The organism is Streptomyces sp. CC0208, from assembly GCF_003443735.1.
Classification (GTDB): domain Bacteria; phylum Actinomycetota; class Actinomycetes; order Streptomycetales; family Streptomycetaceae; genus Streptomyces; species Streptomyces sviceus.
Map to the genome: position 1 here is coordinate 1944337 of NZ_CP031969.1, position 20549 is coordinate 1964885.

Annotated in this window: 15 protein-coding genes and 2 pseudogenes; 5 read left to right on the top strand and 12 right to left on the bottom strand. The window is 72.9% G+C overall.

The features are described from left to right. Window positions 1–104 precede the first annotated feature (104 nt). Window positions 105–247 (top strand): annotated as a pseudogene (locus tag D1369_RS08855) (dihydrolipoyl dehydrogenase); the annotation flags it as partial. Window positions 248–424: 177 nt separating this feature from the next. Next, on the top strand, window positions 425–1675 hold the full coding sequence (locus tag D1369_RS08860) for a M14 family zinc carboxypeptidase (protein WP_007385494.1): 1251 nt from the start codon (window positions 425–427) through the stop codon (window positions 1673–1675). A 27-nt stretch (window positions 1676–1702) separates the two neighbouring features. Here D1369_RS08860 and D1369_RS08865 read toward each other — a convergent pair whose 3' ends face one another. The 3 genes from D1369_RS08865 to D1369_RS08875 all read right to left on the bottom strand — a co-directional run bounded on the left by D1369_RS08865 (window position 1703) and on the right by D1369_RS08875 (window position 4185). Then, window positions 1703–2134, bottom strand: a complete 432-nt coding sequence (locus D1369_RS08865) for an SSI family serine proteinase inhibitor (protein ID WP_118082379.1) — start codon at window positions 2132–2134, stop codon at window positions 1703–1705. Then, the gene (locus D1369_RS08870; RefSeq protein WP_118082380.1) at window positions 2131–3495 is read right to left on the bottom strand and encodes a M14 family zinc carboxypeptidase; all 1365 of its coding nucleotides are present in this window, start codon (window positions 3493–3495) and stop codon (window positions 2131–2133) included. The genes D1369_RS08865 and D1369_RS08870 overlap by 4 nt, the downstream gene beginning before the upstream one ends. 138 nt (window positions 3496–3633) lie before the next feature. Next, on the bottom strand, window positions 3634–4185 hold the full coding sequence (locus tag D1369_RS08875) for a DUF1707 and FHA domain-containing protein (protein ID WP_007385491.1): 552 nt from the start codon (window positions 4183–4185) through the stop codon (window positions 3634–3636). A 174-nt stretch (window positions 4186–4359) separates the two neighbouring features. Here D1369_RS08875 and treZ point away from each other — a divergent pair, with 174 nt between their 5' ends. Beyond that, window positions 4360–6105, top strand: a complete 1746-nt coding sequence (gene treZ / locus D1369_RS08880; RefSeq protein ID WP_007385490.1) for a malto-oligosyltrehalose trehalohydrolase — start codon at window positions 4360–4362, stop codon at window positions 6103–6105. A gap of 259 nt (window positions 6106–6364) precedes the next feature. Here treZ and D1369_RS08885 read toward each other — a convergent pair whose 3' ends face one another. The 3 genes from D1369_RS08885 to D1369_RS08895 all read right to left on the bottom strand — a co-directional run bounded on the left by D1369_RS08885 (window position 6365) and on the right by D1369_RS08895 (window position 9214). Then, window positions 6365–7306, bottom strand: coding sequence for an aminoglycoside phosphotransferase family protein (locus D1369_RS08885; RefSeq protein ID WP_118082381.1), 942 nt, complete (start codon window positions 7304–7306; stop codon window positions 6365–6367). A gap of 46 nt (window positions 7307–7352) precedes the next feature. Continuing rightward, a complete protein-coding gene (locus tag D1369_RS08890; protein ID WP_118082382.1) occupies window positions 7353–8477 on the bottom strand; it encodes an aminopeptidase P family protein in 1125 nt (374 codons plus the stop codon). A 113-nt stretch (window positions 8478–8590) separates the two neighbouring features. Further along, a complete protein-coding gene (locus tag D1369_RS08895) occupies window positions 8591–9214 on the bottom strand; it encodes a LysE family translocator (RefSeq protein WP_007385486.1) in 624 nt (207 codons plus the stop codon). 130 nt (window positions 9215–9344) lie between these two features. On the opposite strand from D1369_RS08895, the gene D1369_RS08900 reads away from it, so the two are divergent. Further along, window positions 9345–10100, top strand: a complete 756-nt coding sequence (locus D1369_RS08900; protein ID WP_007385485.1) for a metallophosphoesterase — start codon at window positions 9345–9347, stop codon at window positions 10098–10100. 21 nt (window positions 10101–10121) lie between these two features. Here the strand turns inward: D1369_RS08900 and D1369_RS08905 are convergent, their stop codons facing one another. The 3 genes and pseudogenes from D1369_RS08905 to D1369_RS08915 form a co-directional block, all read right to left on the bottom strand. After that, entirely contained in the window at window positions 10122–10712 is a 591-nt protein-coding gene (locus D1369_RS08905) for a PDZ domain-containing protein (RefSeq protein ID WP_037901751.1), read from the bottom strand. Window positions 10713–11560: 848 nt separating this feature from the next. Next, a complete protein-coding gene (cyc2, locus tag D1369_RS08910) occupies window positions 11561–13720 on the bottom strand; it encodes a germacradienol/geosmin synthase Cyc2 (RefSeq protein WP_037901749.1) in 2160 nt (719 codons plus the stop codon). An 83-nt stretch (window positions 13721–13803) separates the two neighbouring features. Beyond that, window positions 13804–14301: pseudogene (locus tag D1369_RS08915) on the bottom strand (ATP-binding cassette domain-containing protein); the annotation flags it as partial. Between the two features lie 305 nt (window positions 14302–14606). On the opposite strand from D1369_RS08915, the gene D1369_RS08925 reads away from it, so the two are divergent. Then, the gene (locus D1369_RS08925) at window positions 14607–17873 is read left to right on the top strand and encodes a tetratricopeptide repeat protein (protein ID WP_037901748.1); all 3267 of its coding nucleotides are present in this window, start codon (window positions 14607–14609) and stop codon (window positions 17871–17873) included. Here D1369_RS08925 and D1369_RS08930 read toward each other — a convergent pair. The 3 genes from D1369_RS08930 to D1369_RS08940 form a co-directional block, all read right to left on the bottom strand. Continuing rightward, entirely contained in the window at window positions 17831–18583 is a 753-nt protein-coding gene (locus D1369_RS08930; RefSeq protein WP_007385480.1) for a class I SAM-dependent methyltransferase, read from the bottom strand. The genes D1369_RS08925 and D1369_RS08930 overlap by 43 nt on opposite strands. A 73-nt stretch (window positions 18584–18656) precedes the next feature. Continuing rightward, entirely contained in the window at window positions 18657–19808 is a 1152-nt protein-coding gene (locus D1369_RS08935; RefSeq protein ID WP_007385479.1) for a damage-control phosphatase ARMT1 family protein, read from the bottom strand. A gap of 25 nt (window positions 19809–19833) precedes the next feature. After that, a complete protein-coding gene (locus D1369_RS08940) occupies window positions 19834–20484 on the bottom strand; it encodes a ScbR family autoregulator-binding transcription factor (protein WP_007385478.1) in 651 nt (216 codons plus the stop codon). Between the last annotated feature and the right edge of the window lie 65 nt (window positions 20485–20549).

Genomic DNA, 20549 nt, shown 5'->3' on the forward strand with positions numbered 1-20549 from the left:
GTCGTGGGAGAACCACGCAGGGCTCGCCGACCGGCAGCCTCGGCGGCGGCCGTCCGTACGGTGGTCGAGGTGTGTTCGCCCGTGGACACGTGACGGTGCCGCGGGTGACCACCATGCCGTTGACCGCGGGGGCCAAGGGGATGGTGCACGGGCAGGGCGGGACGGTGAAGGTCGTGGCCGAGGCCGGCGGCGGGGGGTCGGCGAGGCGTTCCTGACCCCGGCCGGGCGCGGCCTGCACCAGCAGTGATGCCGGGGCCCGCTGCGGCGGGGCGCGGAGGCGCGGGCAACCCCGTTGGCACCTACGGCTTGACCGGCGCCGGTAAATGCTTCTGGGCGCCCCCTGGCGGCTCCCCCATGGCGTGCTTGACAGCCCAACCAGACCGTGGGGTACTGCGGAATGCGAGGCCGGTCGGACATATCGGGGGTGAGTCTGCTGCCGGAGCTGCGCTACCCCACGGTGACCGAACTGGTGTGGTCCGCGCGGGCGTTGGCCGCACAGCGGCCCGGCGACTGCCGACTGTGGCAGGTGGGTGTCTCGCGCGCGGGCAGACCCCTCCATGTGCTGTCGGTCGGCCAGGCCCGGCGAGCCGTCCTGGTGGTCGCGGGCGCCCACGCCAACGAACCGGCAGGCGGCCCCGCGGCTCTGGCGGTGGCCCGGCGGGTGCTGGCCGAGCCGGAGTTGCGGGCGGACACGTCCTGGCACTTCCTGCTGTGCGCGGATCCCGACGGGGCGAGCCTGCATGTGACCCCGGCGCCGCGCAGTCTCTTCGACTACCACCTCGGCTTCTTCCGGCCGGCCGGGGCGGAGCAGCCGGAGTGGGCGCCCGCGATGCTGCCGCCGGACCGTCTGCCGCCCGAGACCCGTGCCCTGACCGGGGTGATCGACGCACTGCGGCCCTACGTCCAGGTGACCCTGCACGGCACCGATCTGGGCGGCAGCTGGGTGCAGTTGACGAAGGACGTGCCCGGGATCGCCGAGCCCTTCGCCAAGTCCGCGGCGGAGCTGCACATTCCGGTGGAGACGGGTGCCTCGGACGCGGCGGGCTGGCCGGCGTCCGGACCGGGCGTGCATGTGATGCCGGCGCCGGGTGCCGGGGCGGCGTACCCGAGCATGCCGGACGACGCGCGGCTCAGCACCTGGTACCACGCGCACCGCTACGGCGGTCTGACCGCGGTGGTCGAGGTACCGATGTGGGCGAGCGACCAGGTGGACGATCCGGCGCCGCATCCGGCGCCGGCGGCGGCGATGCGGCGGCTGGCGGGCCGGCTGCTGCGTCAGTCACGGGCGGTGGATCAGGTACTGGCGGACGCGCTGCCACGCCTCGACGGCGTCGGCGGGCCGCTGCTGCGGGCCGCGACCTGGGGCCTGGAGCTGGTGCCGGGGCTGGCCGCGGACTGGATCCACACGCGGCCCGCCGACGACACGAAGGCGTACATCGGCAGTGTGGACGCGTTCTCCCGCCGGCTGCCGCTGCGGGCCGCGGCCATGCTGCTGCGGGTCCTGCGGGAGACCGACGACCGCGCGGCACCGCGTCTGGAACGGCTCGTCGAGGCGTGGAGCGAGTCCTTCGCGGAGCGGTTCGGGGCCCGCTGGGTGCCGCTGGAACACCAGATCGAGCACCAGGCCCGCACGATCGTGGCGGTGGCGCTGCACGCGCGTGTGCGGGCCGGCTGAGCCGGCCTCGCCCCACGCGCGTGGCCGTCAGCCGTCCAGGGCGAAGACCGCCCCGGTCCGCGCCCCCATCACACAGTTGTTCGAGAAGGTCTGCCGGTAGTCGACCGGTCGGCCGTTCCACTGCCCTCGGGCCTGGACGGTGACCGGCGCGTAGAGCATCGGGCAGTAGACGTCCGCGGCCGGAAGGGCGTCGATGTCGCCGCCGACGGAGTCCAGTTGGGCGCAGGCCTCGGCGGCCCGGCTGTGGCCCTGGGGCGGGTCGCACAGCAGGAGGGTGCCGCGGGTGTCGCTGGAGCGGCCGTCGCCCGTGGTCACCATGAGGTAGAGCTGGTCGCCGCCGGCGGAGGACCGGGCCGTCGCGGGGGCCGCGGCAGCGAGAAGCAGGGCGGTCGCCGCCGTCAGGGCCACGTGGGCCGCTCGCCGTACCGCTGTCGTCGTCGCTGTGTTCGTGGAGGTCATTCCCGATGCATCGGCACGGCGGGCTCGGATCCCCACCCCGGCTCACCCGAACGGGAGCACGCGGGCGCGTCCCGGACGGCGAGTTCGAAGGCGGCGAGCACGACCCGGGACTGGTACTCGATCTGGCGCGGCACGGGGATCCAGCGGGCACCGCAGCCGTCGCGGTAGTCGGCGCACCAGAGGTCGATGAGCCGGTCCAGTTCCGGCAGCGCTCCGGCCGGGTCGGCGCCCGAACGGATCACGAGCTGGTGCAGGAGCCCGGCCGTGCGCAGGGCGAGGCGCCGCCCGGCGATGCGCAGCGCGGCCAGATGACCGGTGCTGAGCGGGGGCATCGGGCGGCCGCCGTCGGTGACGTCGGGGTCCCAGGCGTCGGCGAGTCCGGGGCAGACCAGTAAATAGTCCTCGACCGGGGCGAGCAGTCGCTCCGCGTCCGGGGCGGCCGAGACATGCGGGCGGATCCGCGCCAGGACGCCCTCCAGGAGCCGCGCGTCGCGGCGCAGCGTGTGGCTGACGGTACGCAGCACGGCGGCCGCGTCGGCGGGTGTGCTGCCGTCCTCGACGGCGGCCACGCCCCACATGGGCGACTCGACGACGGCGGTCACGGTGCCGTGCCGGTGCGGGTGGTACCAGGTCGACTCGACGGCGGCCTCGGTGATGGCGGCGGCCAGGTCGCCGCGGCGGGGCGGCGGGATCCGGTAGACGGCGGGGCCGAGACACGGCCAGTACAGGGTGTCGTACGGGCCGAGCTCGCGCGGGACGCGCAGCCGGGCCGCGGTGTGGGCGACGCGCCGGGCGAGACCGGGCAGGTCGCGGGTGAGTTCGACGAAGCCGCCGCCGACGTCGACCCCGTGCAGGGAGCACTGGAGGAAGGGCCGCAGTTCGTCCTGGAGGGCGAGGAGGGTGCGGGTCTCCGGCAGGGCGGCGGCCTCCGCGCCGTCGGGCAGCCATTCCGGCTGTTCGCCGAAGCCGGGCCGGAAGAAGTTCCGGAAGTAGCGGCCGAGGGAGTACGGGCCCCGCAGCCAGCCCTCGTTGCGGCGCAGGCCGTCGGGGTCGAGGCAGAGCAGCAGGTTCCAGGTGGCGTCGGCCCCTGCGGTGAGCCCGGGGTCGGCCAGGGCGCGCTCGGCCAGTCTGAGGACGGTGCCGCCGCCCACCGGCTCGTTGGCGTGCGGGCCGGCCACGACGAGGGCCTGACGGCTGCCGTGGCCGACGGAGAGCAGCCACAGGGGGTTTCCCGCGCGGGAGGTGCCGGCGCGGCGCAGCCGGGCCTCTGTGGGATGGCGGGCGACGAGCGCCGCCGCCCGCGCGCCGAGTTCGTCGACGGTCGGGTATCTGAGGAGGGGCGGCAGGGCACACCTCCACAATGTGGTGCCGTCGATTCACCTGGTGTACACGGTGTACGCACAGTCAGTCACGACTTGAGGGGTACGTCAACACCGCACGAAGGAAAGGGCGTTGGGCCGCGACCGCCCGTAAAGCCCAGGCCAGAGGTGAGGTTGGGCTCAGTTGACCGCGAGCCGGAAGGCCATCCGGCCGAACCCGACCTGATCACCCTCGCGGACGACGGCGGCGCCGATGACCCGTCGGCCGTTGACCGTGGTGCCGTTGGTGGAGCCGAGATCGCGCAGGACCCACATACCGCCCTGCCGGCTGAGTTCGGCGTGGACGCGGGAGACCGTCTCGTGGGTCAGCCGCAGGCCGTTCGCCGGGTCGCGGCCGATGCGCAGCGCGTGGCCGCTGCCGGGGTGCGGCAGCAGCAGCTTGGGCAGGCGCTCGGCCTGCCACGCCCTGCGCAGCCGCACGGTGAAACCGGAGACGGCCTCGACGGTACCGAACACCAGTCGGGAGACGCGGCTCTCCTGGGGCAGGTCCGCGGTGAGCACGGCGAGTTCGTCGGACCGGCGCGCGATGAGGGCCAGTTCCATGCGGCGCACGAACGTGTCGTGTGACAGGCGGCCCATGGCGACGCCGTCACGGAGCACCTTCAGCACCTTGTCGCGCTCCGCGTCGGACAGCCGCGCGGGGTACGTGTTGAACTCGAAGGACGACGTCACGTTGGTGATTGTCGGGCAGTGAACCCCGGGTGTCCAGAAAACGAGACAACGGCCGCCCCGGGCGCACACCTGACGACACCTGCCGCAAAGGGAAGGATTCTCGGGCGGATTGATCTCGTTTGAAGCACCATGGACGGGCTACAACACGGTGAGCAGACGAAGGGGAACCGTCCCGTGCAGTTCGAGGTGTGGGCACCGCAGGCCGACCGTGTGACGCTCCATTGCGAGGGCGCCACGCGCGCGTTGGAGCGCGATCCGGAGCGCTCGGGATGGTGGTGGGGTGAGGCGGAGGCCGGGGACGGCACCCGGTACGGCTTCGCGCTGGACGACGGCCCCGTGCTGCCCGACCCGCGCTCGCGCCGTCAGCCGGACGGCCCGGACGGACTCAGCGCCGTCGTCGAGCACGAGCGGTACACCTGGCGCACGCAGTGGGCGGGCCGTCCACTGCCGGGAGCGGTCCTCTACGAGCTGCACGTGGGCACCTACACGCCCGAGGGCACCCTGGACGCGGCCGCCGCCCGTCTCGACCATCTCGTCGAACTCGGCATCACCCACGTCGAGTTGATGCCGCTGTGCCCCTTCCCGGGGCGGCACGGCTGGGGCTACGAGGGCGTCTCCCTGTGGGCTGTGCACGAGCCCTACGGCGGCCCCGAGGCCCTGAAGCGCTTCGTCGACCGGGCGCACGAACTGGGTCTCGGGGTGGTCCTGGACGTGGTGCACAACCACCTGGGCCCCTCGGGCAACTACCTGCCCGCCTTCGGACCGTACTTCACCGACACGCACCACACGCCCTGGGGTTCCGCGGTCAACCTGGACGCCCCCGGCTCCGACGAGGTGCGCACGTATCTGCTGGGCAGCGCGGTGTCCTGGCTGCGGGACTACCGGATCGACGGACTGCGTCTGGACGCCGTGCACGCGCTCGCCGACACGCGTGCATGCCACTTCCTGGAGGAGCTGTCGACCGCTGTCGACACCCTCTCCACCGAACTGGGCCGGCCGCTGTTCCTCATCGCCGAGTCCGACCTCAACGATCCGCGGCTCATCACACCGCGCGCCCAGGGCGGTCTCGGGCTGCACGCGCAGTGGAACGACGACTTCCATCACGCCCTGCACACGGCGCTGACCGGCGAGTCCCAGGGCTACTACGCCGACTTCGCCCGCGCGCCCCTGGCCTCGCTCGCCAAGACCCTCACCGGCGGCTACTTCCACGACGGCACCTACTCCAGCTTCCGCGGCCGCAGCCACGGGCGTCCGCTGGACCCCACGCGCGTGGCGGCGCACCGGCTGCTCGGCTACTCCCAGACCCACGACCAGGTCGGCAACCGCGCCCAAGGAGACCGGCTTGCGGCGTCCCTCTCCCCCGGCCTGGTGGCCTGTGCGGCGGCGCTCGTGCTGACCGCGCCCTTCACCCCCATGCTGTTCATGGGTGAGGAGTGGGCGGCCGGCACGCCCTGGCAGTTCTTCACCGACCACACCGACCCCGAGCTCGCCGAGGCCGTACGCCGGGGCAGGCGGCGGGAGTTCGCGGAGCACGGCTGGGCCGAGGAGGACGTGCCCGACCCGCAGGACCCGGCGACCCGCGACCGCTCCTGCCTCGACTGGTCCGAGCTCGAACGCGAGCCCCACGCGCGGGTGCTGGCCTGGTACCGCCGGCTCCTCGCGCTGCGGCACGAGCAGCCGGACCTCACCGACCCCGACCTCGCCGACACCAAGGTCGCCTACGACGCGGACCAGCGCTGGCTGGCCTTCCGTCGCGGGGACGTCCGGGTGGCGGTGAACCTGGCGAAGTCGCCGGCAGCCATTCCCCTGGGGCCCCGCGAGGCCCGGGTCCTGGCGGCCTGGGAGCCGGTGGAGGCGCCGGGCGCGGACGGGGTGCTGCATGTGCCCGGGGAGTCGTGCGTGGTGCTGCTCCAGGCCTGACCTGACGGGACTCCTCCGGTTCACGGGGTAGCCGGCAGGGCGTTTCGCCCCTGCCGGCCGACGCGGGTCTGCAGGATGCGTCCGCGCACGGCGATCAGCGCGAGGTCGTCGCCCGTGGTGGGGATGTCGTGCAGGTAGGTGGCCGCCGCCCAGCAGATCAGCGCCAGTGGCAGCAGGATCGTGCACTGTCCGGCTCCGGCACGGTCGCGCGCCTCGGCCCCGGGGTGGAAGCAGGGTGGAAAAGACCGGGTGGAGCCGCCTACAACTCCGCGTCCGTCTCCTCGTCCCGCAGCTCGGTGACGCGTTCCAGCAGGATCGCCTCCCAGGCCCGCCGCAGCCGGGTGCGCAGGAGAGGCAGGGGCTCGGCGGCCCGCCTGTCCAGGCCCGCGGCGAGGCGGATCACGGTGTCGCAGCGGGCCAGCCACAGTCCGCGCAGGCAGGGGCGGGCGCCGTACCCGGCCAGGGTCGCGGCGCGGACGGCGGCGGGCGAGCCGACGGCCAGCGCGAGGCCCGCGATGTCCTCGGCGGGGTCGCCGACGACCGTGCCGGTCCAGTCGAGGACACCGCGCACCCGGCCGTCGCCGCTGATCACGAGGTGGTCGCCGGTCAGGGCGTGGTGCACCAGGACCGCGCTGCCGGGCTGCGCGGCGAGCTGGACCGCGCCCGGCGAGGTGAGCTGCTGGAGCCGGGCCGGGTCGAACTCGTCGGCCGCGTGAAGGAGTTCGGCGGCCCGGCCGGCCTCCCGGCGCAGCGCTTCCAGGGAACGCGGGGCGACGCGTGGGACGCCGAGCGCCTCGGCCTGCCGTAGCGGCACCTCGCGCAGCCCGGTGAGCAGGCCGGCCAGGTCGGCCTCGCCGACGGCGGACACGTCGTGCTCCTCGGCCGACCCGCCGGGCAGCCTGGTGTCGAGCGTGTAGGCCAGCCCGGGCGCCCACTCGCCCTGTGCCACGCTGGTCGGCACCGCGACCGGCATGTGCGGGCGGACGAGGTCGCGCAGCCGCAGTTCACGGCGTCTGCGCAGGGATGCCTCCCGGTCGCCGGCGAGGCGCAGGACGTGGCGGGTGCCGATCCACCAGGTGAAGTGCCCGCCGTCGGCGACGGGCCGGACCTCGGGCCCGCCGGCGTCGGGCGTGCCGGCCTTGAGCAGGGAACGGACCAGTAGGCGGACCGTGTCCGCGGTGGGTGTCGGTGCCTGGGTCATGTCGCGCCGTAGTCGTTCGAGGGGTGGAGGGCTCCTGGGGGCTCGGTCAGTCCACTATGACCATCTCGCGGGTGGTGTCGTTGAGCCTGCGGCCGCCGTCCTCGGTGACCGTGACGATGTCCTCGATGCGTACCCCGAAACGGCCAGGCAGATAGACGCCGGGCTCCACGGAGAAGCACATGCCCGGCACGAGGGGCTGATCCTCGCCCTCGATCATGTACGGCGGTTCGTGCGTGGTGACGCCGATGCCGTGGCCGGTGCGGTGGATGAAGTACTCGCCGTACCCGGCGTCGGCGATGACCGCGCGGGCGGCCCGGTCGACCTCCTGGCAGGGCACGCCGGGCCGTACGGCACGGAAGCCGGCCTCCTGCGCCGCGCGCACGAGGTCGTGGACCCGGCGTTCCTCGTCGGTGGGTTCGCCGACGTGGACCGTGCGGGAGGTGTCGGAGCCGTAGCCGTCCTTGAGGCCGCCGAAGTCGAGGACGACCATGTCGCCGCGTTCGATGACCCGGTCCCCCACCTCGTGGTGCGGGTTGGCGCCGTTCGGGCCCGAGGCGACGATGGTGAAGTCGACCTGGGAGTGGCCGAAGCGACGCAGCAGGTCCGCGAGGTCGGCGGCCACCTCCGACTCCCTGCGGCCGCCGAAGGGAACCTTCCGGATCTCTTCGAACGTGGCGTCGGCGGCGGCTCCCGCGGCCGCCAGGAGCTCCAGTTCCGCCGTGTCCTTGACGGCGCGGAGCATCGGCAGGGCCTCGGTGAGGGAGGCGTACGAGGTGCCGGGCAGGGCCTTCTGGAGGCCCAGCAGGTGCATGGCCCAGGCGTTGTCACTGATGCCGAACCGGCCGTTGGCGCCCAGGAGGGCGGCGGTGGCGGCGTACGGGTCCTTGCCGTCGGTCCAGTCCCGCAGGGTCAGGGCGCTCGCGCCGGCGGCCTTGGCGGCGTCCGGGGCCTCCAGGGTGGGCACCACGAGGACGGGGTCCTGCCCGGGGGCCAGGACCAGGAGGGTGAGCCGTTCGGTGACGGCGGTGGGCGAGTAGCCGGTGAGCCAGACCATGTCCGGGCCGGGAGCCACGAGGAGTCCGGCGAACCCGGCCTCTGCGGCCGACCGTGCCGCGCGCTCCATGCGGGCTCTGTAGTCGTCGGCGGCGAAGGGCGCTGCGGTGCCGGTCATCCGGGCCTCCCTGGGCGGTGATGGTCTTGGGCAGCATCCTGCCCGGACGGCGAGGGGCGCGCGAGCCGGTCGACACGTCTTTCCGACGGACCGGACGGGGCGCCGGGCGTGTGTCAGCTCTCCAGGGCCATGCGGACGCCGAGGAGCAGCAGGACGCCCCCGGAGACCTGCTCCAGGCGTCGGCGCACGCCCGCGCGGGACAGCACGGCCCGCAGCCGGCCCACGAACCACACGTAGAGGCCGTAGTAGCCGATCTCGTAGACCGCCCAGAGTGCGGCGAGCCCGACCATGGTGGGCAGGTGCGGGGCGCCCTCGGGCACGAACTGCGGCAGGAAGGACAGGGCGAAGACGGCCGCCTTGGGGTTGGCGAGGTTGAGCAGCAGTCCCGCGCGGTAGGCGGCCCAGCCGGTCCTGCCGGTGCTCTCCCAGCCGCTGTCCTCGTCGGTCCCCCTGGCGCGGCTCGCCTGTCGCAGCGCCTGGACGCCGAAGGCGACGAGCACGACCGCGCCACCGATCCGCATCACGTCGTAGGCGATCTCGGAGGCCGTCAGCAGGGCGGTCAGGCCGAGCGCGGCGATGACACCCCAGACGAACACGCCCGTCTCGTTGCCGAGCACGGTCAAAAAGCCGGAGCGTCTGCTGTGCAGCGACTGCTTGATGATCAGCACGGTGCTCGGCCCGGGTGACGCGGCGATGAGGGTGCAGGCCCCCAGGAAGGCGATGAGCGTGGTCGGCATGCGGTCATCGTGGCGCCGGCGGCCGGACCCGGACCAGTGGTTTTCCCCGTGCCGGCTGACGAGAGCATCTTGATCGAACCTGACGCCTAATGCTTGAATCGCATACAACCATTAGACAGGGGGATACGGCGTGCTCGTGCTCGCACACATCAGCGATCTGCATCTCGACGGGACCGCACGGGCGACGGAGCGCGCCGAGCGGGTGCGTGACCGGCTGTGGCGGCTGCCGGGGCGGGTGGACGCCCTGCTGGTGACGGGGGACATCGCCGATCACGGCGCCGAGGCGGAGTACGAGGAGGCCGCGCGCATCCTGGGACTGTACGAGGGCGACCCGCCGTTCCCGGTGCTCACCTGCCCCGGCAACCACGACAGCCGCGCCCCGTACCGCAAGGCCCTGCTGCGGCGGCCCGCGGCCGACGGGCCGGTGAACGAGGTGCGGGTCTTCGACGGCGGTGCGGTACTGATGTGCGATTCCAGCATCCCGGGGAACGACGAAGGAGCGCTGGACGAGGAGACGTACGACTGGATCGAGGCGACGCTCGACGAACTCGGCGGGAGGCTTCCGGCACTGCTGGCCTTCCACCATCCACCGGTGGCGCTGCACCACCCGCTGCCCGACTCCTACCAGTTGAACGGGCCCGGACGACTGGCCGCGCTGCTGGAGCGGCGACCCGAGGTCGCCGGTCTGATCACCGGTCACGCGCACACGCCCGCGGCGACCGTGTTCGCCGGGCGGCCCCTCGTCGTCGGCCCCGGAGTGACCTGGACGCTCCGGCTGCCCTGGGAGGGCGAACAGATCGCGGACCGGGACGCTCCGGTGGGGCTGGCCTTTCATGTGCTGGACGACGAGCGACGGCTCACCACGCACTTCCGGGTGGTCACGTGAGCACGGGCCGGGGCCGGCCCCTCAGGTGACCACTCCCGGTACGGCCGTCAGCTGCTGGTAGCCGCCGCTGCGGTGCCGGACCGTCAGCTCGACCTCGCGACCGGCCCGGGCCCTGGCGACGGCGCGCGCGAGGTCGCCGGCCGTGTCGATACGGGTCCGGCCGAAGGCGAGGAGTACGTCACCGCGGACCAGGCCCGCCGTGTAGCCCGGGCCGGGGACGTGGACGCCGACCACCAGCGCACCCGCCTTCTCGGCGTCCACGGCCTCCAGACCGAGGGTCGCGACGACGGGCACGGGCGAGGGGGCGGTCGTCGGCGCCGTGGACGACGGGGCGGTGCCAGGGTGCGCCGGGGCGGACGGGCCGTCCAGGTGAGGCAGGGCCTGCCGTCGGAGTTCGGCCAGTCTGCTCATGCCGACCACGGTGGCGCCCACCGTCCCGAGACCCACCCCCGACAGCACCAGGACGGCCGCGACGAACAGACCGAACAGCAGGGTCGTGAGCCGGCGTCCGCGCCGGCGCGCGGCGTGCGGGCGCCGGGCGGGCGCGGGCTTTCTGCCACCGCCCGGCTCCTGACCGGGCATCGGCTTGGGACGCAACGCAGTCTGTTCCATGGATCGCCTCCGGCTGGATCACCACCGGCTGGTGTCTACCCGGCACAGCGGCGCGCGACGAGCCACGAACGAGTGAGACTGACGGGGGGTCAGGAGCGGGCAAGGGCGGGCAGGGGTGGGGAGCCGGGAGGTCGGCGAAGTCCGCCGCCGACTGGCCTGGTCGGCTCGCGTACATCGGTTACGTCCGGTGCCCGACCCGCGAGCGGGAGACCGGCACGGCGACTCCGTACCCGGCAACCCTCGGTGGCCGGCAACGGTGGCCGGGCGAGGAGGGCCGGGGCCGGATCGCCGAACTCCCGGAACCCCGCTTCTTCCTGGCCACGCCGTGCCGGCCCGAACTCTCCGGCAACGGCTCGCGCCCGCACCTGGTCGTCCGGCCGTCAGCGCGGGCCGCGGCCGTGCAGCACGCCGGGATCGGGGCGCGTCAGGCGGTGTGACGCACCCCGCGCGCGGAGAGCGTCAGCCGGTGTGGGCCTCTCCGTGAGCGCCGCGCGGGCGGCCGCCAGCCCGCGACGGACCGGCCCCGGCAGACCGCCGCGAGCGGACGCGAACGCGGACGACAGACCGGCCCCGGCGAACCACCACGCGCGGACGCGGACGAGAGACCGGCCCCGGCAGGCCCCCACCAGCGGACCTGGATGACGGACCGGCCCCGGCAAGCGCCCACCAGCGGACCCCGACAACAGACCCACCCCGGCAGGCCGCCACTAACGGACCCCGCCAACGGACCGCCCTGCGCGGGCCGCCGCGCGGGCGCGTGGAACCAGGCGTCCCGGACGGACCGCCGTGAGGCCGCGCCAGGGACAGGGGCACCCGCCTGTCCGGACGGCGGTTCCGCGGCCGGCGGGTCAGCCCGCCATGGGGAGCGCGGGCGGGCGGTCCGGGAGGAAGCCGTGGGTGCGGCGGGCCAGGTGGTCGGCCTTGTAGCGGTCGACCGTGCGGTGCCAGTGCAGGATGCCCGCCATCCAGTGCTGGAGGTCGGTCACATAGCCCCGCATGACCTCGCGAGCCTTCTCCGAGAGCGCGAAGTCGTCGTAGACGACGGGCAGTTCATGGGCGGCGACATGCTCGAACTGCTGCATGCGCTGGGTCATCAGATCGTGGACGACACGCAGCGCGGTCGGGTAGTCGATGCCGAAGAAGTTCTGCACGACGAGGATCGAGTTGTGGACCTCGCCCTCGTACTCGATCTCCTTCTGGTAGGAGAAGACGTCGTTGAGCAGGCACGCGTAGTCGACGGCGGCGTTCTCCAGGGAGCGCACGGGACCGCTGCGGTAGACCTCCGGCGGGACGGCGGGGCCGTGGCCCATCCGGCACATGCTCATGGTGAGGTCGGAGCCGAAGGTGGCGCGCCGCATCTCCAGGTAGTCGACCGGGTCGGGGACGCGGTGCTGGATCTGGTTGGCGAGCTCCCAGAGCCAGCTCTCGGTCATCACGTTCACGGAGTCCTTGAGGGTGCGCCGCTGGTCGGGGGTCATCTCCGCGGTGGTGCGGGCCCACAGGTCGATCAGGCCGCGCTCCATGGCGTTGACGGGGACGAGGGTCTGCTCGCCGTCCAGGGGCATGCAGTCCGAAAGGCGCTGTGTGGTGAGCCGGGCGGCGGCGAGATCGCGGCGGCCGCCGTAGACGAGGGGGTAGTAGTCGTCGCCGTAGGTCCCCCAGGCCAGCCAGTGCGAGCTCAGGTCCAGGGCCTCGGGGCTCGCGTCCGGGTCGATACCCGCCGAACACAGCGGGAGGTCGGCCGCGGCGAGCTTGTCCTCGTCCCAGACGCCCTCCTGGAGCATGCCCATGCGGTGCGCCCACTCGACGAGTCGGGGGCGGGCACCGGGCAGGTGCGGGCTGTGCTCGACCTGGAACGGCATGTAGAAGTCGGGCAGCAGGGACGGGCCGACCTTCTGGAACGGCACATGCGTGTGGGCGCGCAGCCGCTCGGCGCCGGCCGCGGCGAGCAGGGCGCCGACGTCGGCGGCCGAGGTGCCGCGGCCGGTCAGGGCCTGCCAGGGGGAGGTGGTGTCGGCGCGGGCGTTCATGTAGCGGCTGGAGCGCATGTGCCATTCGTGGCCGCCGGACTGCCAGTCCTGGAGGCCCTGCGTGTACCGCGCGACGGCGGTCACCTCGGCCGGCGAGAGGCCGTTCTCCAGGGCGACCGCGGGGACCTCGGTGAGCGCGGTGTGCTCGAACTGGTGGAGGCGGGAGGTGAGGACGTCGTTGACGGTGTCGGCGGCCTCCTGGGTGGTGCAGCCGAAGAAGGTCTCCAGGACGAGGACGCCGTTGCTGAGTTCGCCTTCGTCCTCGACCTCGCGCTGGTAGGAGAACAGGTCGTTGCGCAGGTGGACGGCGTCGGAGAAGGTCTCCATCAGTACGCGCAGGGGTCGTGATCCGGCGACCGCCGCCGGTACTTCGGCCGTCGCGTACTCCACCAGACCGGCCGACCAGGGGGCACCGCCGACCTTGCGGCGCATCTCGATGTACTCGACGGGGTTGGCGATGCGCCCCTCGTTGATGTTCGACAGCTCCCACAGGGACTCGTTGAGCAGATGCTCGGTGGCGACGGCGAAGCGGCGGCGCCAGTCCACGGACATCGACGGTACGGTCCGCGTCCACAGGTCGGCGAGGCCCGCCTCGACCGGGTTCTCCGGCTCGGGCATCGGGGTCGACAGGTCCATCGGCATGAACAGGGGCAACCGGTCCAGATAGGCCTTGCCCCCGGCGCGGTCCTGCGTGCGCTTGAAGGTCTCCAGGAAGTGGTCGTCGAAGAAGAACACCCACACGTACCAGTCGGTGATGAGCGAGAGGGCGGGGCCGTCGCAGTCGGGGTGTGTGTAGGCGCAGAGCAGGCCGTAGTCGTGCGCGTCGAGGTCGGACTGCTCCCAGATCCCTGACCCCTCCAGCATGCCCATCTCGCGCGCCCACACGGTCGAGTGGGCGCGGGCCTCCTCGACGTGCGGGTTGAGCCGCGCGGGATACGGCATGTAGAAGTGCGGGAGTTCGAAGGGCTGCTGCGTCATGAGCCGGGCCCTACCCAGGGCCCTGTGCAGGCATCCGTCACGGCACACATGATCACACCATCGCGTGAAATCCGGACTGAACACTAGGGTTCGCGGGGGGACTTGTGGCCTCCGGGTGGCGGGGCAGTCGTCCAGGCGCCCTGAACTCCTTTGCCGCTGTCCTGAACGCCCTGGTTGCGGACCGCCCGCCCCACCTCCGCCCGCAGCGCGACGCACTCCGGCAGTCCCCGGGTGGCGATCTGGTCCCGTCGCCCGGGGAGCCGGACCGGAAGGTCCAGGACGATCCTGGAGCCGGGGCCCGGGGAGAGGACGACGACGCGATCGCCGACGTAGACGCTCTCGTCGATGTCGTGGGTGACGAAGACGATGGTCGTGCCGTCGGTGCGGTGGACCGCCAGGAGCAGGTCCTCCAGGTCCTCGCGGGTCTGGGCGTCGAGGGAGCCGAAGGGCTCGTCCATCAGGAGGAGGGTGGGGCGGCAGACCAGGGCACGGGCGATGGCGACGCGCTGCTGCATACCGCCGGAGAGCTGCCAGGGGTGGCGGCGGGCGGCGCCGGACAGCCCGACGCGGTCGAGGATGCGAAGAGGTGCCGGGCGGGCCCGTCGAACCACAGCTCGTCGATATGGCGCGCGATGTGGTCCGGGGGCGGGAAGTAGACGCTCCCGCGGGCCCTGGCAGCCACCTCCCATACCCCGACGGCGAGGACGAGGACCAGCCCGCGCAGGAGGCCGGGGTGGGCGGCGACGGCTTGGAAGCGGGCCAACAAGGCGACACCCGCCGCTCATCCCGGTATCAAGTCCCTTCTTGTCCGTGTGACATGAGAACCTGAGGACGGGAGAGGGGTTCGGACGTAGCCGTCGAGGTGTGTGCCGACAGGGGGTCCTCGATGTTCGGGGCAGAGTTGTTCACCCAGACCGCCGCAGCCGCCGCGGGCACGATGGTCGGGCTGATGACCACGGATGCCTGGCAGGCGGCCCGGCAGCGGATGGCGCGGTTCCTGCGGCGGGAGGACGTCGAGCGGCTGGACCGGGCACGGGCGGAGCTCGACGCGGCACCGCCGGCCCGGCAGGAGATCATGCTGCGGGAGCAGCGGCAGGAGTGGGACACCACCCTGCGCGGTCTGCTGGCCCGCAATCCCGATCTGTCCGGTCTGCTGGCCGAGTTCGTCCAGGAGTTCTCCGGCCTCGCGCGTCCGGTCTTCATCCAGGTCCAGCAGGCTCCGGCCCCGCTGGAGCCCGTCCGTGCCCCGGGTGCGCTGACCGTCGCGCCTCCCCTGGGCCGGCTCGACCGCCGGGTGCGGGGCCGTGAGCCGCTCCTGGACACGCTCAAACAGCTGGTGGGCAAACCGACTTCGGGCGTGCGGGTGCTGCACGGCATGGGCGGGAGCGGGAAGACGACGGTCGCCCTGGAGATCGCCGCCTACGCCGCCGCGCTGAACGTCGACGTGTGGTGGGTGACGGCGAAGAACCCCGCCACGCTGAGCGCCGGGATGCGCGAGGTGGTGGCGGCCCTTGGCACGCCCGCGGACCTCATCGACCGTGCCTGGTCGGGGCGTTCGAGCGCGACCGACCTGCTCTGGCGGCGGCTGTGCGACACCGCGAGCCCGTGGCTGCTGGTGGTGGACAACGCCGACGAGCCCGAACACCTGGCGCCGTATGGGCGGTTGGCGGAGGGCAGGGGCTGGATCCGGCCCGCCGCGGAGCTGCCCGGCCTGGTACTGATCACCAGCCGGGACAGCAGCCCGAGGACCTGGGGGCCGTGGGCCACGCTGCACTCGGTCGACGCCCTGGAGGAGGACGACGCCACCGAGGTGCTCTGGGACCTCGCCGGGGAGCGGGCCGGTTCCCGTGAGGACGCCCGGCTGCTGACCCGGCGGCTAGGCGGACTGCCCCTGGCGCTGCGCATCGCGGGCTCGCATCTCGCGGCGGCCTCGGCGTTCCCCGCCTGGCCGGGCACGACGACCGTGCGGACGTACGCCGACTACCGCGTGGCCCTCGACGAGCGCTTCGCCGAACTCCTCGACGAGCGCCCGCCCGGGCGGCAGGGCAGCAACTACTCCGTCCCGGTGACCGGCACCTGGGAGCTGTCGCTGGACCTCCTGGAGCGGCGGGGCATCGTCCAGGCCCGGCCGCTGATGCGGCTGTTGTGCTGTCTGGGCGAGGCGCCGGTGCCACTGCTGGGCCTGTTACGCCCCGACCGGCTGGCGGAGTCGTCGGTGCTGCCCGGCGTCACACCCCAGGAGCTGTACACCGCGCTCACCTCGCTCGCCGACTTCGGTCTGGTCGAGCTCCACACCCCGCGCGGCGGCGACGACCACACGCGCACCCTGCTGATGCACCCCCTGGTCCGGGACGCGGGCCGGCTCCAACGGGACCTTGCCGAGCACATGCGGGAGTACGCGGCCGTCGTCGCCGACCTGGTCGTCTGCGCCACCGCCGAGCTCAGCGAGGACGACCCGGCCGACTGGCCGCGCTGGCGGCTGCTGCTCCCGCACTGCGACGCCCCGCTGGCCCTGATCGGCGACCCGTACGAGGCCGAGGACGACCTGGTCTCCAAGGCCCTGCGGGCGGCTGCGGCCGGGGCCAGGCACCTGATCCGGCGGGGCTGGCTGGACCGGGCCGAGGAGGTCCTCGGGGCGTGCGAGCCGGTGGTGCTCGCGTGCGGTCCACGGGACCCCGACGCGCTCGAAGTACGGTCCGCGGCCGCCCACTTGCTCCAGTTGCGGGGCCGGCTGGCCGCCGCCGAGACGCTGGTGCGTTCCGTTCTGGAGGACACCCGGGCCCTGTTCGGCGACGGCTCCGGTGAGACCGCCGACGCCCGGTACGCCCTCGCGGAGCTGCTCTGCGACCGGGGCCGGCCCGCGGAGGCCGAGGTCGAGTACCGCTCGGTGTACGCGACACGTCGCACCCTGCTCGGCGAACGTGACCCGCAGACCCTGGCCGCCCGCAAGGGCGTGGCCCGCATGTCCCAGCAGCGCGGACTGCTCGCGGAGGCCGAGGAGGAGCACCGCCTGCTGCTCGACGCCTACCGCGACGCGCTCGGCGACCGCCACCCCGACACGCTGTCCGCCCGGCACGACACCGCCCAGGTGCTGCACGAACGGGGCATGTTCCGCCAGGCCGAGCAGGAGCTGCGGGAGACGCTCCAGGTGTGCGCGGACGTACTGGGCGAGCGCCACCCGGGCACGCTCGCCGTCCGTCACGACCTCGCGGACGTCCTGCGTGACCGCGGCCTGCTCGTGGAGGCCGAGCACGAGTTCCGCACGGTGCTCCGGCTGCGCGCCGACGCCTACGGCGAGGACCATCCCGAGACCGTGGCCGCCCGGCACGGCCTGGCCACCGTGCTGCGCGACCGCGGCTGGCCCGGTGACGCGGAGACCGAGTTCCGGGAGGTCTTCGAGGTCCGGCGCAGGCTGCTCGGCGACATGCACCCGCACACCCTGGTGGTCCGGCACAACCTGGCCGACCTGCTGATGGAACGGGGTCAACTGGAGGCGGCCGAGACGGAGTTCAGGGAGGTGTACGCGGCGCGCCGGGAGGTGCTCGGCGAACACCACCTGCTCACCCTGTCCGTACGGCACGGCGCCGCGCACGTCCTGCATCTGCGGGGCCGTACCGACCGGGCCGAGACCGAGTACCGCACGGTCCTCGCGGACTGCGTGCAGACCCTGGGCCCCCGCCACCCGGGCACGCTCGCGGTCCGTCACAATCTCGCCGACCTGCTCAAGGACCAGGGCCGACTCGCCGCCGCGGAACAGGAGTTCAGGGAGGTCTACGAGGCCCGGCGGACCGTCCTCGGCGAACAGCACCTGCTGACCCTGTCCGTACGGCATGGCGCCGCGCACGTCCTGCATCTGCGCGGGCACGTCGAGCAGGCGGAGGCGGAGTACCGCACGGTGCTCACGGACTGCGTGGAGACGCTGGGGCCGAGGCACCCGGGCACCCTGTCGGTACGGCACAACCTGGCAGGACTGCTCTGCCTCAAGGGTGAACTCGCGGCTGCCGAGGCGGAGTTCACGGAGGTGCGGGATGCCTGCCAGGAGGTGCTGGGGTTACGGCATCCACGGACCCTGGCCGCCCGGGAAGCCCTGGCCCGTCTGCGGTCCGAGGATCAGGCGCCCAGGGATCCCGACTCGGCGGCCACCGGCTCGTAGCCCGGGAAGTGCGCCGGGATCTGCGCCAGCTCCCACAGGGCGAGCGTCTTGTCGTCGTAGAAGTCGTCGGACTCGTCGTCGCCGATGACCTGCAGCGGTTCGGGCAGACCGAAGGGGGCAAGGCGCAGGTTGATCGGCCGCCACCAGCCCGTGACGATGTCGGTGTTGACGGGCGTCCGGGAGAAGGTCGTGGTGAGCAGATAGCGCGAGCCGCTCTCCCGGAAGCGGGTCAGCGCCTCCACCACATGCTGGTAGGAGAAGTGCACGAGGGCGTCCCGGCACACGATGAGATCGACGCGCGGCACGGGCTGGGCGGTGAAGTCGAGCAGCTGGAACTCCCGCCCCGGGCCGGGGTGGTGAGCGCGGTTGGCCGCGACGAGCTCCGCGACGACGTCCCCGCCGAGGTAGGTGGCCCCGTGCAGTTCGACGTGCTGCATCCAGTTCAGGTCACCGCAGGGCGCGTCCAGCACCGAGCGGACGCCCAAGTCCTCGATGAGTGCGCCGAGTCGGCCGATGACCCGCTTCATGCGCTGCAGCTCGGAGCCCGGTCCTGAGCGGGTCTCGTCGGAGCCCCAGCGGTTGGTGCGGTAGATGTCCGTGAACACGTCATGCAGGTCGGGCTCGTCACGGGCGTCCGTGACGTCGACGTAGCGCCGCGCGTCCACGTCGTAGACGGGCTCCCCAGGATTGCGCAGGTACCGCGGGGTCAATGACGTCCTCTTTCGCTGCCCGTCGGCGGGACGTAGGGCAGCCCACCGGTGCACGTCGGCAGCATAACGCTCCTCAGGGCCGGACCTGGATGAGCGCATGGGTCCCGCTCGTCCGCCAGCGCCGCCCCTCCGCCTCGTCCAGCGCGGCCTCCGTACGCCCGTCGAGACCGGTGACCACATCGGACTTCAGGGTGCGCAGAGCGGCGACCGGTCCCGGGAAGTACGCCGTCGCGTCGGCGAACAGCGTGGTCGGCGCCCACCACCGGTCACCCACCAGACGCCGGTAGTTGAGGTCTCCCTTCAGGACGGTGAGCGCGGCGCCGCCGATCTCCGCCCGAAGGTCGTCCGGCATGTCCGCGTACGGCAGCGGAGCGCAGGAGAACGCGTGCGCGCGGACCCTGAGGCGCCCGTCGGCCATGGCGTCCCACAGCCGGCGCCCGTACCCGGCGGCCTCCCCCGGCGCCCGCACGAGCCGGCGCAGCGCGTCGACCACGTCGGCGGTGGTGGCGTCGGAGACGTAGTAGGGGTACGGCTTCACATGCAGTACGGCCCGCTCGACACGGCCGTGTTCGAGGAGGTGGGCAAGGAGAAGCAGATCGGGGATGAGCTCGCGTCCGGCGTTGTCGGCGATCAGGCACAGGGTGCCGACACCATCGAGCAGCGACCGGAGCCGCTCGCTGTCGTCGACGACCAGGTCCGGTACGGCGTCCCGCCCCTCGGCCGCCCCGTCGGAGAGCCGGAACCCGAGGTCGGCACGGTTGCCCCACAGCGACCCGTGCACCAGGGCCGCGCCCTGCTCCTCGACCGGCAGGGCGGCGAGTTCGTCCAGCGCCGTCAACTCCTGGTCCGTCTCCGGGGAGTCGAGTTCGGCGAGCTTGGAGGGCCGGAAGGGGTCGATGCCGTGCCAGGGTCCGTCCCCGAAGTAGCCGACGGCGTCGAGGAGCCGCCGGTAGAAGTGGCTCTCGGACCAGAGCCACGGCACGTCGAACCAGGACTGCCCGAGGTAACCGCCGATCCCCCACTCGGCCCACGCCCCGCCGGGAAGCGGCTCGATCACACCCTTCGTGCAGCTGTCGAGCAGCGCGTCGAGTGCGCGGTGCTGCTCGGGGCCGTAGGGGAACGCCTCCCGCACCTGCTCGATGATCGCGGGATGCCGTTCGGCGAGCACGCTGTACGGGAAGGAACCAGGTTCGTTGCCGAGGATGACGGCGGCGCCCATAGACATGGACCGACTGTAGCCAGGAACACGCTCACCCGCTGCTCCGGGACTCCTGCTCCAGCTGACTGACCAGCGCCAGATACCGCGCCCGCCGAGGCACCGGCACCAGCCCCCGGATCATCACGTGCCACATCTCCGCGAGCCGCCGCGGCTGCCGTCCCACCGGCTCCAGATGCCGTCCCACCACCCGCGTCCCGACGAAGAAGCACACCAGCGAGTGCGCCACCGCGTCCACATCGGTGTCCGGGTGGAGGTCGGCCTCCTTGACCGCCCCCAGCAGCTTCCCCGTGGCCAGGTCCAGCCACTCCGTGAACGGGTGCCGCAGCGGCGGCCGTACCTCGACTCCCCCTGTGGCGAGCCGCAGCCCGGCCCGGAGCACCGGTCCCTCGACCGACAGGCGCGCTATCCCGAAGGTGACGCGGACCAGCGCCTCCAGCGAGGTGTACCCCCGGGCGTCCACGTCCCCCGCCAGCTGCCGCGACGCCCGCGACTGGATCTCCATGATCGCGTGCGCGAGGTCGTCCTTCGCCGCGAAGTGGAAGTACAGCGCGCCTTTGGTGACTCGGGCGTGCGCGACGATGTCGCTGAGACTGGTCGATTCATAGCCGCGACGGTCGAACAGATCGGCGGCGGCCGTGATGATCGTCGCTCGGGTCTGTTCAGCGCGTAACTGCCTCGGCATCGACTGCACACTCCTGGTACGGAAAAGAACGGGTCATGCCGTTTGTTTCTTACTCCCTGTACACG